Origin of the sequence: Streptomyces hilarionis, assembly GCF_024539675.1 — a bacterium.
Lineage (GTDB): Bacteria > Actinomycetota > Actinomycetes > Streptomycetales > Streptomycetaceae > Streptomyces > Streptomyces hilarionis.
Genome location: NZ_JAHHIT010000001.1, coordinates 94,874 through 109,709, shown reverse-complemented (window position 1 = coordinate 109,709; position 14,836 = coordinate 94,874). Strand labels below are relative to the sequence as shown.

General features: G+C 69.1%; 12 protein-coding genes and 3 pseudogenes. 12 read left to right on the top strand and 3 right to left on the bottom strand.

The features are described 5' to 3' along the window. Positions 1 to 109: 109 nt before the first annotated feature. The 5 genes and pseudogenes from KMS84_RS00320 to KMS84_RS00310 all read left to right on the top strand — a co-directional run bounded on the left by KMS84_RS00320 (position 110) and on the right by KMS84_RS00310 (position 3,202). Positions 110 to 691: an RICIN domain-containing protein gene (locus tag KMS84_RS00320; protein ID WP_256913942.1), complete on the top strand. Its 582-nt coding sequence runs from the start codon at positions 110 to 112 to the stop codon at positions 689 to 691. Between the two features lie 87 nt (positions 692 to 778). Then, positions 779 to 916: pseudogene (locus tag KMS84_RS43525) on the top strand (glycoside hydrolase family 78 protein); the annotation flags it as partial. 396 nt (positions 917 to 1,312) lie between these two features. Further along, positions 1,313 to 2,233 (top strand): hypothetical protein, encoded by a 921-nt coding sequence (locus KMS84_RS00315; RefSeq protein WP_256913941.1) that lies wholly within the window; start codon positions 1,313 to 1,315, stop codon positions 2,231 to 2,233. Beyond that, positions 2,164 to 2,316, top strand: a pseudogene (locus KMS84_RS41840) (RHS repeat-associated core domain-containing protein); the annotation flags it as partial. The gene KMS84_RS00315 and the pseudogene KMS84_RS41840, both read left to right, overlap by 70 nt. Before the next feature lie 172 nt (positions 2,317 to 2,488). Beyond that, on the top strand, positions 2,489 to 3,202 hold the full coding sequence (locus KMS84_RS00310; protein WP_256913940.1) for a hypothetical protein: 714 nt from the start codon (positions 2,489 to 2,491) through the stop codon (positions 3,200 to 3,202). A gap of 276 nt (positions 3,203 to 3,478) precedes the next feature. Here the strand turns inward: KMS84_RS00310 and KMS84_RS00300 are convergent, their stop codons facing one another. Continuing rightward, the gene (locus tag KMS84_RS00300; RefSeq protein WP_256913939.1) at positions 3,479 to 4,957 is read right to left on the bottom strand and encodes an APC family permease; all 1,479 of its coding nucleotides are present in this window, start codon (positions 4,955 to 4,957) and stop codon (positions 3,479 to 3,481) included. An 837-nt stretch (positions 4,958 to 5,794) separates the two neighbouring features. Here KMS84_RS00300 and KMS84_RS00295 point away from each other — a divergent pair. Next, on the top strand, positions 5,795 to 6,226 hold the full coding sequence (locus KMS84_RS00295; RefSeq protein WP_256913938.1) for a hypothetical protein: 432 nt from the start codon (positions 5,795 to 5,797) through the stop codon (positions 6,224 to 6,226). A gap of 3 nt (positions 6,227 to 6,229) precedes the next feature. On the opposite strand, the gene KMS84_RS00290 is transcribed toward KMS84_RS00295, so the two are convergent. Continuing rightward, positions 6,230 to 6,832: a TetR/AcrR family transcriptional regulator gene (locus KMS84_RS00290; RefSeq protein WP_256913937.1), complete on the bottom strand. Its 603-nt coding sequence runs from the start codon at positions 6,830 to 6,832 to the stop codon at positions 6,230 to 6,232. Positions 6,833 to 7,041: 209 nt separating this feature from the next. Here KMS84_RS00290 and KMS84_RS00285 point away from each other — a divergent pair, with 209 nt between their 5' ends. The 5 genes from KMS84_RS00285 to KMS84_RS00265 all read left to right on the top strand — a co-directional run bounded on the left by KMS84_RS00285 (position 7,042) and on the right by KMS84_RS00265 (position 11,453). Beyond that, positions 7,042 to 8,013, top strand: a complete 972-nt coding sequence (locus KMS84_RS00285) for a patatin-like phospholipase family protein (protein ID WP_256913936.1) — start codon at positions 7,042 to 7,044, stop codon at positions 8,011 to 8,013. A gap of 39 nt (positions 8,014 to 8,052) precedes the next feature. Continuing rightward, the gene (locus KMS84_RS00280; protein WP_256913935.1) at positions 8,053 to 9,579 is read left to right on the top strand and encodes a flavin-containing monooxygenase; all 1,527 of its coding nucleotides are present in this window, start codon (positions 8,053 to 8,055) and stop codon (positions 9,577 to 9,579) included. A 225-nt stretch (positions 9,580 to 9,804) separates the two neighbouring features. Then, positions 9,805 to 9,942: a mycothiol transferase gene (locus KMS84_RS41195; protein ID WP_308287944.1), complete on the top strand. Its 138-nt coding sequence runs from the start codon at positions 9,805 to 9,807 to the stop codon at positions 9,940 to 9,942. A gap of 185 nt (positions 9,943 to 10,127) precedes the next feature. Further along, entirely contained in the window at positions 10,128 to 10,778 is a 651-nt protein-coding gene (locus KMS84_RS00270) for a hypothetical protein (protein ID WP_256913934.1), read from the top strand. Between the two features lie 339 nt (positions 10,779 to 11,117). Continuing rightward, positions 11,118 to 11,453, top strand: a complete 336-nt coding sequence (locus KMS84_RS00265) for a DUF7677 family protein (RefSeq protein ID WP_256913933.1) — start codon at positions 11,118 to 11,120, stop codon at positions 11,451 to 11,453. A gap of 444 nt (positions 11,454 to 11,897) precedes the next feature. Here the strand turns inward: KMS84_RS00265 and KMS84_RS00260 are convergent. Continuing rightward, positions 11,898 to 12,701 (bottom strand): annotated as a pseudogene (locus KMS84_RS00260) (AAA family ATPase); the annotation flags it as partial. 342 nt (positions 12,702 to 13,043) lie between these two features. On the opposite strand from KMS84_RS00260, the gene KMS84_RS00255 reads away from it, so the two are divergent. Continuing rightward, the gene (locus KMS84_RS00255; protein WP_308287943.1) at positions 13,044 to 14,372 is read left to right on the top strand and encodes an MFS transporter; all 1,329 of its coding nucleotides are present in this window, start codon (positions 13,044 to 13,046) and stop codon (positions 14,370 to 14,372) included. Positions 14,373 to 14,836 lie beyond the last annotated feature (464 nt).

Genomic DNA, 14,836 nt, shown 5'->3' with positions numbered 1-14,836 from the left:
CGCTGGTCCGTGTGACGACGGACCGGACGGTGGTACGGCGATGAGTTCGGACACTGCCGCTGATTGACGCACAGAGCTCGATCGAGACACTGAAGGAGCCGTGGAACCCATGAAGGTCACCAAGCCCAAGAGACTGGGTCTGCTCATCGCCGCGTCGGCGATGGCCTGCGCCGGCCTGACCGCCACATCGACCGGGGCAAGCGCACAGGCGAACCCGGGAGCCGTGCCGGCGGCAGCCGCGTCCGCCCGGCCGCTCGGTATCGGGGCAGCCTTCACCCTGATCAACAGAGGGACCGGCAAGTGCGTGGAGGTCGCGGGCGGTTCGCTGGAGGACAACAGCTGGGTGGTGGAGAACGACTGTCTGGCCAACAACACCGTGCCCAACCAGAACTGGCTGCCCGAGTCCGTGGGCAACGGCTTCTACCGTCTGCGGAACCTCAACACCAACCTGTGCCTGGACTTCGCGACCGCGGTGAACGGGCAAGGGGTCAAGGATCACGTCTGCGGCAACGACCTCTACCAGCGGTGGAAGCTGAGCGTCGCGCCGGGCGTCCCGGGGTACCTGACCGTGGTGAGCGCAAGGGCGCCGTTCTGCCTCGATCTCCGGGACGGTTCGGCATCGAACGGGACGCAGATCCAGATCTGGCAGTGCCAGGTCGGCAACAACAATCAGCTGTGGCGCCAGGGATAGCCCACAACAGCGCCCCGGCAGACCTCATCCCTCCCACGACAGCGACCTGAGCGTCTCGGCGCCCGCTGCCCTGCTGGGACCGGGCGAGTGATCCGGTGGCTGGGGGCCGGGACGTCGTTTGTGCGCGAACCCGTCGGTCTTGGCACCGCCGTCCCGCGCCTGTCCTGGACCACGCTCATCGACGCTGCGAAGTGGCATCGGACGGCCTACGAGGTGGAGGACACCGGGCAGGAGGATCGGAGCCGACCGTGCCGCGGGTCGACTCCGACGACTCCGTCGTCGTCCCCTGGCCCTTCGCACCGCTGACGGCCCGCGACCGGGTCGCCGTCGTACCTTGCTAGAGGGCCCTGGGGGGGGGCAGTTCACGGAGGACGGTCTCGATACCTCCATCTTCCAGGTCTGCGGCGGAGGCGAACCACGGTGGTTCGCCTCCGCCGCGCTGATCACGACGAAAGTGGTGTCGGCGGCGTCCAGTTCGCCGACGAGTCCAAACAGGAAGCGTTCGGAGGGTCCTCGTGGCCTTACCCGCTTTCCGCCTCCACGCGGCGGAACGTGTGTCGCGTCGGTGACGCGAGCGGCCCGCGCTCGGCGGCGTCGCGGACACCGGCCCGAACGCGCCACTTGTGGATCAACAACACCTACGAGCCGGGCACTCAGCTGCTGTCCACGAGCCGTGCCGAGCGCGAGGGAACAGCCGGGGTCGACCGTGCGGTCACCTACGACTACGACGAGTCGGGCAACGTCGACTCGGTCACCGACGCCTCCCGGCAGGGCACGGACCGCCAGTGCTTCCGCTACGACAACCTCCAGCGGCTGACCGAGGCGTGGACCCCCGCCGGGGACTGCGCGGCGGCCCCCGACGCCACCGCGCTCGGCGGCCCCGCGCCGTACTGGCAGTCGTACACCTACACGGCGGGCGGCAACCGCGACACCGACACCCGGCACGACATCACCGGCAAGGCCGCGGGAGACGTCACCCGCACCTACCGCTACGACGAGAACGGCAAGGGCCAGCCCAACACCTTGACGTCGGTGTCGTCGGCGGGCGCCGTCGTGGGCAAGGACGCCTACACCTACGAGCCCGGCGGCGGCACCGAGTCCCACACGCCGAGCGCGGGGGCCAAGCAGACGTTCGTCTGGGACTCCGAGGGCAACCTCTCCTCCGTCACGGAAGGCTCCGCCACCACCCAGTACCTGTACGACGCCGACGGCAAGCGCCTGATCAGCCGCGGTCCCGGCGGTGTCTCGACGCTGTACCTGGGCGCCACGGAGATCACCTGGACGAAGGCCACCGGGAAGACGACCGCCCGGCGCTACTACGACCTCGGCGGGGCGAGCGCCGTGCGTCAGGACGACGGCAAGCTGTCCTTCGTCGTCGCCGACCCCACGGCACCGGCGAGATCGCCGTCGACGCCACGACGCAGGCCATGGTGCAACGGCGCACCGTGCCCTTCGGCGAGGCGCGCGGCACCGTGCCGCCGGCCGGAGCCTGGCCGGGGACCAAGGGCTTCGTCGGCGGTACGCAGGACCCGACAGGGCTGACCCATCTCGGGGCACGGGAGTACGACCCGAGGACGGTCCGCTTCCTCAGCGCCGACGCGGTGATCGACCCGACGGACCCGCATCAGCTGAACGGCTACGCCTACGGGCACAACAACCCGCTGCGGCGCAGCGACCCGACGGGCGACTACGACCCGGACATGATGGCGTGGTGCCAGGACAACCCGGGCCGGTGCCAGGGCGGCAGGATCATCCCGAGCAAGCCCTCGAAGCCCCAAGAAGAACCCCAACCCCGGCATGGACAGGAAGCGCGCCCATATGCCGGACGTCCAGAACGAGTGCCTCAAGGGCATCATCAAGGAGCTCTACATCAGGCCGCAGGTGGCGGACAAGGACGTGAAGGGCGACGGCAAGACGGCCACGGTGCTGATCGAGGAGATGAACGAGGGCAAGGGCTTCGGCGGCGACGGAACGAAGTGGCACATCGAGAAGACGGTCGACAAACTCGGCGGACTGCGTGAAATACGAAGGAGTGTGGGCGTGCAGGGGATAACCTCCGACGATCTGGTCACGCAGCTTCTGCGACTGCTTCCGGAAGTGAATCCATATCTCGAAAAGGCGGCGAGGCGTCATGATCTGAGCGCGTCGCAGGTCACCCACTGGGAACAGGTGAACACTCATCCGGGGACACTCGTGTCCGAGGTGCTCGCGCATCCCCTGTTCCAGCCTCTGATGGAATCCCCGGAAATCGACGCACAGGGGGAAGATTTCCTGAAGCGCTGTTTCGAATTCATCGAGGCGCTCGAGGAGGACCCCACGGGCCGGCTGGTGGACACGGCCTACGTCACTTTCGTGGAGTCCTTCCTGGAGAGCCGAGAAGTGCTCGACCGCGCCTTCCGGTTCGCCTGGCCCAGGACCCGTGCCGAGATCCTGTCCATGCTGCGAGCCTGGAACGTCCCCGTGGACCCCGCCTGGGAGGACGCGTCGGGGGAGGGCGGAGAACAGGGCTGAGACCACCCGCACCTGCCCTGCTCATCAGCCACCGTGCGCAGGGGGCCTCGCGCCTGACGGTAAGCAGGTGAATGTCCGCATGGTAGATGGTGGCGATCTTCACATGGCGGGTGGCGATGCCGCGAGCCTGCTTGAGGCGGTTGACGCACCCCTCGACGGTGCCGCGCTGGACGACCTGGGCTGGTGACGGCACGCCACGTACGCTCGTGCGTTCGGCTCCCGGGGTAGGCGGTGCAGCCTCCCAGAAGCCATCGGCCGGCAGGTCGCCTCCTCGCGTCACGGACGCAGGGCATCCGCCGTTACACCGGGCTCGGTCTCCAGCGCGTCACGGTCCAGCGTCAGCATGACGAGGAAGAACAAGGCGCCTGCCAGCAGCAGCCCGCCCACGATCACGACGGAGACCAGCGCCTCACTGGGCGAGACCAGCACGAACAGCGCGATGATCGTCCACACCAGCGCGCAGATCGCCACCGGCAGCTCGAAGCGCCCGAGGTCGAATGCGCCCTTCTTTCGGTCCAGCCGTCTGCGCACCGCCAAGTAGAGAATGATCGTTGCGGCGTAGATGAGGGCCGGGAGAATCGTGGAGGCGGTGATCAGCTCCAGCAGCGCGGCCCCCGGCAGAGCGACCATCAGGACGACCCCGAGCACGAAGATCAGGACCGTCGCCGGGACCGGCGTCTGCGTGCGCGGGCTGACCCGCCGCATCAGCCGGTGGGCCGGGAAGCGCCGGTCCCGCGCCATCGCGAAGACCAGGCGTGCGCACGCCGTCATGGCGACGACGCCGGCGCCGAAGAACGCGAAAGTGATGGCGACCAGCAGCACCCGCTCTGTGACCGGGCCGAGCTGGTCGCGCATGATGGCCGCCACCGGCGACTCATTCGCGGAGATCCGTGGAACGTCCTCGATCGCGACGGTGAGCGCGATGAGGAACAGCATGCCCAGCACCGCGGCCGCCACCACCGACCCCACGATCGCGCGCGGCACGGTGCGGTGCGGGTCCTTGGCCTCCTCAGCCAGATTGGCCGCCGAGTCGAAGCCGACCAACGTGGCGAGACCCATGATCATTGCAAGCATCAGACCGCCACCGACGGCGAAGTAGTCAGGGGCGTGTGCGACGATCCCACGCGAGGTGAGGTTGCCTGCCGCGCCGTCGCCGGTGACCAGCACGGCGACCGCCAGCGCGATCGACAGGACCACCACCAGAGCCACCTCGATGACGACAGCTGCCGTGTTGATGACGCTGACGATGCGGGTGGAGACGATGGCCAGCACGGTCTGCACGAGGAGCACCACCAGCGTGATGACCCGCGCCGCGTCCTCGTCGGCGTTCATGCCGACGAGCGGCATGAACGCCTGGCTCGCCAGCGCGTTGTCGATGGCGACGACGGCGACCGCCAGGAAGCAGAAGGAGAGCCAGCCGAACCCCCAGCCGACCTTCGGCGTGGCCAGCCGTGAGGCCCATTGGTAGGAGGAGCCGCTCAGCGGAATGCGGGCCGCGAACTGCGCGACCACCAGAGCCACGAGAACCTGCCCGATGCCAGCGACGGCCCACAGCCAGATCCCGACCGGCCCGGCGGTCTGGAGCACGTCGTCGTACGTACCGAAGATGCCGACCGCCACCGAGATGAAGGCGAACGAGATCGCGAACACCTGGAAGGAGCCGAGCGACCGCTTCAACTCCTGCTGATAACCGCCGAGCTGTACGGAATCCCCGTCGTCCTGGCCGTTCCCGGAGTCTGCCGGAGCCTCCGCCACGTTCGCCACCTCGCCTCTCCACGGCCGCCGACGCCTGCGGGGCAGCGGCACAACCGCGACCAGTCTCGCTTTCCTGAACGGCCGCATCACGGTCCTACGGTCCGACGCACAGGACGGTCCGCCCGAACGGAGGCTTCGTTCGGGCTCCGGCGACCGGCGACCGGCGACCGGCGACCCGCGGCAGCCGGCACGGATCGGGTACCCAGGCTCCACCGATAGACCTTCAGCCCCGGGCCCTCGGTGCAGGCCCAGCCCGCCAACGCACGGTCATCCGCAGGAGCCCGGGCCGGTCATGCAACGACACGCCGTAGGCGTCTGGCAGGAGGAACGAGCATCCTCCGTCTCAAGGCGGCTGCCGATTGGCATGGCGAGCTGTGCGCTGCCGGCCGCGGCGGGATCTGACCCGCTGCACGAGGCAGTGGGCGGAGTGCATCCATCTGTTCGGCCGGGGCAAGACCGCCCCTGAGGTGGCCGACCGGCTCGGCAACGAGGTCACCGCCCGCGCGGCCATCCATCGTTTCCACGGCGGTGCAGTCAAGGCGCGGCTGGACGCCCCGCGTCCGGGCCGCACGGCGAAGGTGCTGGACGGGCCGACCGCGCGGCGCTGGCCGGTCTGCTGGACGCCTCCGCCGCGGCCGGCGTCATCTGGACCGCTCCTGCCCTGCGCGAGTGACCGCGTGAGCACCGCGGGGTGGAGATCTTCGTCGACTGCCCATGGGAGCTGGTGCGCCGTGATGGTCTTCGCTGGAAGCGGATCTGCTAAAGCCTGCGGCACAAGGCCGAGCCCGTTCTTCAGCAGGCCGCGAAGGCACAGCCGGAGGGCTTACGGACTAACGGATGGAGGCGCACGCGGGCGTGCGGGAGCTGATCTTCCTGGACGAGTGCGGGTTCGCCCCGACCCTGGCCACCGATTGCACCCGGTCCTGCATCGGGCGGCGGGGAGCCCCCCGGGGTCGCTGGGTCAACGTGCTCGGCGCGCAGATCATCGGCACCGGACCGGCACTTCTCTCGCGGCGCACCAGCGTCAAGATCGACGCCGGGACGCTGTGGGAGGTCGTCCTTGTCCACCTGGCGGGCCCGGGCGGCGGGGCGGCCGTCTTGGACCTTGCCGCGGACGGCCTCGGCGTCGATGTCATGCCGGTGCGACGTCCGGGACCCACCGCTGGTACCCGGACGCCGTGTTCGACGTGTCCCTCCGCGATGATCCGTTCGGTGATCGATGCCAGGCTGCTCACGCGAAGAGCCGTGAAGTCTCCTGGCAGGCACTGAGTCTCAGGCGTGACCGGCGTCGAGTCCCAGGACGAGGCGCAGGGTGTCGGTGAGCACCGCGGTGGAGACCGACGGGTCGGCCACCCGCTGCACCCCGAGTCCGATGCCGAGGCTCAGCAGCATCGTCGCCGCCCGATCGGCAGGCATGGTCAGCCGCACACCCGCTTCGTCGGCCAGCCCTTCGAGGAGCTGGGCCAGCATGTCGCGGATCATCCCTGCCCGGGCTGTCATCTCGCCCCGCAGCTCGTCGTCGTGACGCGCCCGGACAAGGAACTCGACTTCGAACGTCGTCCACGCCTGGTCGCCGATGTGCGCCTCGCTCCAGGCCGTGAACGCGGCGAGACGGCTGTCGACCGCACCGTCGCCCATCACGGAGTCGGTGAGCAGAGCGAGCTGCTCGGCGCGGATGTCGTCGAGGACGGCGAGGCAGAGGCGGTCCTTGTTGCGGAAGTTGGAGTACACCGCGCCCTTGGAATAGCCGGCCGTCTCGGCGACGTCACTGAGCGAGGTGGCCGCGTACCCCTTGCTCAGCAACAGGGTGCGTGCGGTCGCGACGAGCCGCTCACGCGTGAGCTCCTGACTCTCGACGCGGCTGAGGCGGGCCATGTGCTGTGTCCTTCTCCCGTTTGGTCGGTCCTGTGCGGCTTTCCAGGAAGCCTGTGTTGGTTTGCCGATCCTATCTCCGACGGGCCCTGTCCCCACGTTTCAAATACCGCTAGTATCCGGATCTCGCCGGTATTCCAGTGGTGTCCTCCCGGTGCCCGCAGGTGCGCCATCGGCAAGCCCAACCGAAGAACCGAAGAGCGGAGCGGCCAGTGACCGTGCACGGCACGCAGACCCCACCCTCCCGAGGCCTGGTGCTCGGCTGTGGCGGCACCCTCGGCACCGCCTGGACCGTCGCCGCGCTGCACTCCATCCGGCAGGCCACGGCATGGGACCCCCGTGACGCCGACGTCCTGGTGGGCACCTCGGCCGGCGCGGAACTCGCGGCGCTGCTGGGTGCAGGCGTCGATGTCGGCGAACTTCTCGCCGCACAGCTCGCCACCGCCTCGGCCCGGCCCGACCTGGCACGGCACTTCGCTCACCCGCCCCGCCGGACACCGCCGCGTCCCGCGCTCATGCTCAGCGCGCCCCGGCTTTCCGCACACGCCCTCACCAGGGCCGTGCCCGCTCTGACCGGCCTGTCCGGTCTGCTGCCCCGAGGACGTGGCGACGCCGCCTGGCTGGCCGCTCTCGCCGACCGCCTCGCCCCCGACGGTGGATGGGTGAGCCACCCCGCGACCTGGCTGGCGGCCACCGACCTCGACACGGGCCGCCGCACCCTCTTCGGCCATCCCGACGCGCCGAAGGCCGCTCTGCGCGACGCGCTCCGCGCATCCTGGGCCATTCCCGGCTGGTTCCCCCCGGTCCGCGTCGACGGCCGCCTCTACGCCGACGGCGGCATCAGCTCACCGACCTCCGCGGACCTGCTGGCGGACCGCGGACTCGACGAGGTGTACATCGTCGCGCCGATGAGCACGGCCGCTCCGGGCCGCCGCAGCGGACTCGGCCGGGCAGAGGCCGTACTGCGCCGTGTCATGACGGGCATCCTGAACGCCGAATGCGCCGCACTGCGAGCGGCCGGCACCCGCGTGATCCGCGTCGAACCCACCGCCGCCGACCTGGACGCCATGGGCGGCAACTTCATGGACCCCCGGCGCCGGTTCGCCGTGCTGGAGACGGCACTGCGCACGACGCGCGCGACGGTCCGCGACGCCCTCACCGCGACACCCCTGCCGCGCACCTGAGTCACGCCACCCTCCCCGCCCGCCACAGGAGCCCTCGACATGCCTCGACCCGACGACGCCCAGGACACCCGGCCCGCCCCCGAGCCCCTCGACGTGGAGGCGCTGGTCATAGGCAGCGGCATCAGCGGCATCGGAGCCGCAGTGGCACTGCGGCAGGCGGGCGTGCGCAACCTGGTACTCCTGGAGAAGGCGGACCGACTCGGCGGCACCTGGCGGGACAACACCTACCCGGGCTGTGCCTGCGACGTGCCCTCCGCCCTGTACTCCTACTCCTTCGCACCCAACCCCGAATGGACGCGCGCCTTCGCCGGCCAAGCCGAGATCCGCGCCTACCTCACCGACACGGCTTCCCGGCACGGAATCACGCCCCTCATCCACTTCCGCACCGAGGTCACCCGGGCGCAGTGGCAGCCGGGCGAAGCCTGCTGGCACGTCGACACCGGCCGAGGCCGATACACCGCCCGCTTCCTCATCTCGGCCGCCGGCCCCTGGCAGGAGCCGCTCACCCCCGACATCCCGGGCCTCGCCGACTTCCCCGGACCTGTGTTCCACTCCTCCCGCTGGCGCCACGACCACCCCCTCGACGGCACGCGGGTAGCGGTCGTGGGCAGCGGTGCCTCAGCCGTGCAGTTCATCCCGGCGATCCAGCCCCAGGTGAGCCGGCTGCACCTGTTCCAGCGCACAGCCCAATGGGTGCTGCCCAAGCCCGACCACTACGTCCCGCGCGTCGAACGCCGGCTCATGCGACGCTTCCCCGCGGCCCAACGCGCCCTGCGCAACGCCGAGTACGCGGCCCTGGAAGCCCTGGGCATCGGATTCCGTCACCCCTCCCTCCTGCGCGCGGTGCAAAGGATCGGCACTTTGCATCTGCGGGCGACGGTCAAGGACCCCGCGCTGCGGAAGGCGCTGACCCCCGACTACACCCTGGGTTGCAAACGCCTGCTGCTGTCCAACGCGTACTATCCGGCGCTGACCCGGCCGAACGTCACCGTGCACGCCACCGCGGTCGACAGCATCCAAGGCAACCGGATCGTCGGCGCGGACGGCAGCACCGCCGAGGTCGACACCGTCATCCTCGGCACCGGCTTCCACATCCTCGACATGCCCATCGCCGGCCGCGTGTTCGACGCCGACGGCGCCAGCCTCGACGACCACTGGAAGGGCAGTCCCGACGCCTATCTGGGCACCACTGTCAGCGGATTCCCCAACGCGTTCGTCCTCCTCGGGCCGCACCTGGGCACCGGGCACTCCTCGGCGTTCATGGTCCTCGAAGCGCAACTCGCCTATATGGCGGCAGCGGTGCGCCGTTCCCGGTCCGCGGGCTGGACCAGCATGGACGTACGCCCCGAAGTCCAGGCCGCCTTCCGCGCCGAGGTCCAGCAGGCCCTGCGCGCCACCGTCTACAACGTGGGCGGCTGCTCCAGCTACTACCTCGACGCCAACGGCGTCAACAGCTTCAGCTGGCCCTGGTCCACCAGGCGCATGCGCCGCCGCCTCGACCGCTTCGACGCGGAGGCCTACACGACCACCTCACGATCACCCTCGTCCGGCCCTCCTCGACAGTGATCAATATCCTCGACGCCCTGGCCACCGCAGGAGGCACACCTCGACATCCTGGTCACCCCGCACAGCGGCGAATGGACCCCCTCATACGCCCTGTACGGACACACCGACGACCCTGGACCCGGCATCGACGACCGCGGCGAACACAGCCTCATCCACCTCCAGCGGGCACCTCCTCGGTGCCAGCCGGCATCGCCGACCTCGGCCGGCACGTTCTCGTCCGGCCGGGTGCCGTGGTTCCCCGCCGTCGTCGAGGACTGGTCGGTGCGGAGGGTGGTGCTGTTCGTGATCGAAGAGAGCGCACGCCTCGGCGGCCGCGCCGACATCATCCGCGAGAGCCTGGACGGCGCACCCTCCACCCGCTGATGGCCGCCGTCGAGCAGCGGTCCGATCCGTGGTTCGAGCCGTGGTTCGAGCCGTGGTCCGATCCGTGGTTCGGCCATGGGAGCCCGCCGCGTCCGCCGGCTGAGGGCTACGGGTCGTCAGAAGTCCGGCCTTATCGGCCCGGAAGTGGTCTAGGCGCTCTTGCGGACCGGTCCTACGCTGGAGGCATGGCCACCGATCCCTTGCTGAGGCGAGGCCCCGACTCGACGGATCTGGTCGTGCGCGCCGGCCCGGTCGGGCCGGCGTGGAACGCGCTGACCGCGGCGGGGCCGGCGCTCTTCACTCCGCTCGCCCTGGGCGTGCCGACCCTGCTCGTCGCCTTCTGGATGACGCTGGCCGGGGCGCGTGCGTCGACCGTGTTCGTGGTGGTGGGGGTGATCGCCGGGCTGGAGTACCTGATCGGCTGGCCGGCGCTGGCCTTTTCCCGGGCCCGGGACATCCTGCGGGTGGAGTTCGCGCCTGCCGGGGTGCCCGCGTCCCTGCGGTTGGTCCGGGCCGCTGGGCCGGACGACTGGCTGCCCGTCGAGACCCTGCGCGAGGTGCGGCTGACCAACAAGGTGGTGGAGCCGTACCAGGGGGACTACAAGCCGGCGGTTTCCACGCTCGCGCTGGAACTCGTCCTGCAAGGCGTCCGGGAACGGCTCGCGCTCCCTGCTGGCGGCGACCCGCAGCGGCTCGCCGACGCGCTGAAGGCCCTGCTCGGCCCGGCTGGGGTCGTGGTGGAGCTGCGCACCGAGCGCATCACGCGCAATCGGCCGCGGCCCAACTCCAGCTGGACCTCCGGCGGTTCGGCTTCGGCCGGCTCGGGTGGCGGCTGATCCGGGCTGCTCGTGGCGCTCCCCGGGCGGGGTGCGCCCGTCGACGCAGTCGGCGGCAGGCGATGCGGGGCAGCCTGTCACGCCGGCCGTGCTCGCGGGCCGGATCGGCTGCTCGTCCGCGACAACTCAGACCGCGGCCTTGATGCAGTTCCGCATGCGCCGCCAGCAGGTCAAACCCTTGCAACCGATCGTCTCGGTCGGCACGTCCGCCCTGGTCACGTTCGTTCGCAGCGCGCAGAGAAGATCCCTCGTCGAGCCGCACGGGCACCTGCCGGAAGCCGACCCGGACAGTGCGAGCGCCGTGGTGGGCCAGGCGGTGTCGCCGAAAGCCTGTGGCAAGTGGGTGCCGAGGTCATGCATGATGCGCGCGTGGAGCATCTTTCTGTCGACGTGCGCGCTTCGCTTCGGTTGTTCGCCTTCTACTTGGCGAACGGCACCATCGACGTCGAGTTGCTCGACGGGTTCGACTACCGCTCGGCCGTCTTTCACTCCGGCTCGTCGCTGGAGCAGGTTTTCGCGATCTACGGCAACGTGCTGCAAGTCGACGAAGTCGGCATGGTGCTGAATGACGGGGACGCGCAGTACCGGGTTGCGCAGTGGATTCGGGCATGCTGTGACCCGGGCTATCGAGTCGAGCCACCCTTCGAAGCCTGGGAGACCGAACTCCACCTTTGAGGACCAGGCGCTCGTCTACGGGGCGTCGCACCCGCATCAGCATCAGGAGCGAGGCGAGGACGACGGCCGTTTGATGGGGCTCGGTGGTCTCACCTCGGCCAGGTCCGGATGCCTTGGACCTGTAGCCCTTGTCGCCGTCCCGCTCGGACAACTGCTGCGCCATCGCATTACGGTGGGACACGAGGGTCTCCTGAGTGCCCGTCGTAGACGTCGCAATCCACACCGAACCCGGAAGGCCCTCAGCTGTTCAAGCACCCAGCCCGGGTGTCACCAACGTGCCGGGGCAGCACGCCTAGGCCTTCTGCTCGTACAGCACTGGACGTGCCCCGAGCGACGGCGGAGTCGTCACGGAGCGGCCAGTTTCGTCTTGATCGGCGATCAGAGCTGCACGTTGCACTCAGGTCGCGCACCGCATCGCCACGACGGCGTTGATGCCGTCTCGCTCTCAGTCAGGAGCTGGTTGACGGTGTTGCGCAGGCCGGCGCTCTGCGTACGGCTGCGCTTGCCGCCGAGGGCGTCCAGCTCGTCGAGGAACACGACGCGGGGGGCCTGGCGGCGGGCCGTCTCGAAGAGCTCGTGCATGGTGCGCTCGGAGTTGCCGATCCACATGTCCAGCACGTCGTCGACCGAAACGGACAGGAAGTTCGCACCGAGCTCTCCCGCGACGGCGCGTGCCACGAACGTCTTGCCGCAGCCGGGAGGTCCGTAGAGGAGGAGGCCGCCGCGCAGGCTCTTGCCGTACAGCTGACGCAACTCCGGGTTGCGCAGCGGCGAGAGGAACGCGGCCTCCAGACGGTCCTTGACCTCCCGCATGCCGCCGACGTCGGCCAGGCGTACCGTGCCCGGAGCATCGACTTCCCAGGCGGGGGCGCCTTCGGGGTCGCCGCTGCCGTCGGTGGCCAGGGGCTCTTCCACGAAGCGCGGCGGAAGCACGTCCTTGACCTGGTCGGCGGCGGCGCTCCAGTTGAAAGGGGCATCGGCCGCGGGCTCCGTGGGCGGGGTCGCCGGGGCCGGCGGCGGCTCAGAAGGCGGGATTCCCGCGGACGAGGGCGTGCCTATCGCGCGTGTCATCAGTGCTTTCGCCTGAGTGTCGCCTGGCGCGTGTTGCAGTGCGACGGCCACCTGCGTGACCGCGTCGTCCTGCTGACCGGCATCCAGCAACAGGCCGGCCAAGTGCAGTCGCAGAGGCACGTCAGCCGGCGCCGTCTCGACGGCCGTGCGCGGCCTGCCCGACGCGCCGTCAGGCAGTCACAGTCGACAACGTGACGACGCCGCCGGGCGCCCCAGCGGAAGAAGCTGCCGGGCGATGACGCCGCCGCACGCGCGGAGTTGGCCCCAAGGGCTCTACGCCGGTGGTCCGCCCATGCGGCTGGGGTCGGTCCGTGCATCGATGGCCGGGCTGACCTGCTGCCGGCCGGGTGGACGGCCCCGGGGGTACCCGCCCGTTCCGTGCGGCACCGGGGCCGCCGGCGGGCATCGACATGCGGGATCTGCGCGTCTGCCGGGCGGACACACATCCGGACTCGGTGGCCTGATCGTGCTGGTCCGGGACAACCTGGGGGATGAATATTTGCGTACGAAACGCCCTTCGTGCATAGGCCATCTTGCGAGTCGATCAACGTGGTTGCTACGTTCAATCGCGTGATCGGATCAACGGGGATATTTAAGGATCAAGGATTCAGGAACCTATACATTGCGACAGCGGCCAGTGCCGCAAGTGTGAGTATTGCAAGACTTGCCATTCCTCTCGTCGCGGTTACGGCACTGGATGTCGGCGAGTTCGAGGTGGGTCTCGTGTCCACCTTTTTGACCCTCCCTTTTCTCTTGATCGGCCTTCCGGCCGGCGTGTGGGTGGACAGGCTGAGGCGCCGCAATATACTGGCTTTCTGTCAGCTGGCCCGTTCCGCCATCCTGATCTCCATCCCCTTGTTCTGGTGGGTGGGCATCCTTTCGATCTGGCAGCTCTATGCCACGGTTCTGCTCTTCGGTTCCTGCAATGTCTTCTTTGACGTTGCCTATCAGAGCTACCTGCCGAGCCTCGTAGGGCGGGACAGGGTTCTGGAAGGGAACGCGAAGCTCGTCGGCGTCCAACAGGTGTTCGCCGTGGGCGGTCCATCCCTCGGCGGCCAGGTCGTCGCGCTGCTCACCGCTCCGGTGTCTTTCGTGGTGACCAGTGTGGGTCTCGCCGTAGCCTCGACCTCCATCTTCCGGATTCGGACTGTGGAGAAGACGCCCGTCCGCAGGCCGGAGTCCCGCATGTTCAAGGAGGTGGAGTCCGGACTGCGCCTGGTGTGGGGACATGCCCGGCTTCTCGCCATCGCGGGCTCGACGGCCTGGCTGAACCTCACGTCGTATGCCGTCTATACGGTGACCATGCTCTTCCTGGCCAGGACGCTGGAACTCTCGCCCGCCTTGATCGGCCTTTTCCTGAGCGTATCCGGCGTGGGTGGGCTACTCGGCTCCTTCTTCTCCAGACGAATATCCGAGAAGTTCGGGCCCGGCCCTGCTATGTGGCTGATCCTGCTGACCGGGTCCCCTTTCGCGCTTGTCCTCGCGTTCGTCGACTCCGGCTGGTCCCTCTGGATCGCTGCGTGCGCGAACGGCATCACCGCATTCATGACAGTCGTTTACAACGTCACCCAGATCAGCTGTGTGCAGGCCCTGGCGCCCGATGAATATCTCGGGCGTGTCAATGCGACAATGCGTTTTCTTACCTGGAGTGCGATGCCGGCCGGTTCCGCGCTGGGCGGCGCTGTGGCAGGGTGGCTCGGGTCGCGCGAGGCGCTACTCGTATGCGCGGCCGCCGGGTGTGTCGCTTTCCTTCCGATCCTCTTGTCACCACTGCGCGGAATGCGCAAGTTCCCCTCGTTGTCCGACGAGGACGACGCAGCTCCCGAAGGCGCTAGCGCCAGAAGCTGAAGTGCCAGGTGTGTCCCCGTGCGGCAGATCGCCCGGTGTGACCCTGAAAAATTACCCTTCCGGATTTTCTGGCTCCATCGTCAGTGAAACCTCCCGCTGTGCGGCCCAACCCTCCTCCGTGATGGCGTTTGGGTGAATTCTGTGCGCGCCGGCGGGGAGGGAGCTGATCCATGCGCAGAAAGGGTTCCCTGAGAATGGCTGTGGGCAGTGACGACCTCGCCGGATCTACTGTGTTCCCGCTGGACCCCCAACTTCTCGACGCCGTCGGTGGGTTCGCAAAGAAAATGGGCGTTGCTCCGGAGGTGGTGGTCGAGAAGGCCGGGCGCCTCCTCACGGCGAGATACGCCGGCCAGGTCGACGGGGCTCCTGCGCTTCCGGACGCCGACACCCCCGTCGGCACGTGGCTGCTGGAGCCGACGACCTGTGGCACGGCCGGGAGCGGCACTGTCACGGCCCCCGCGGCG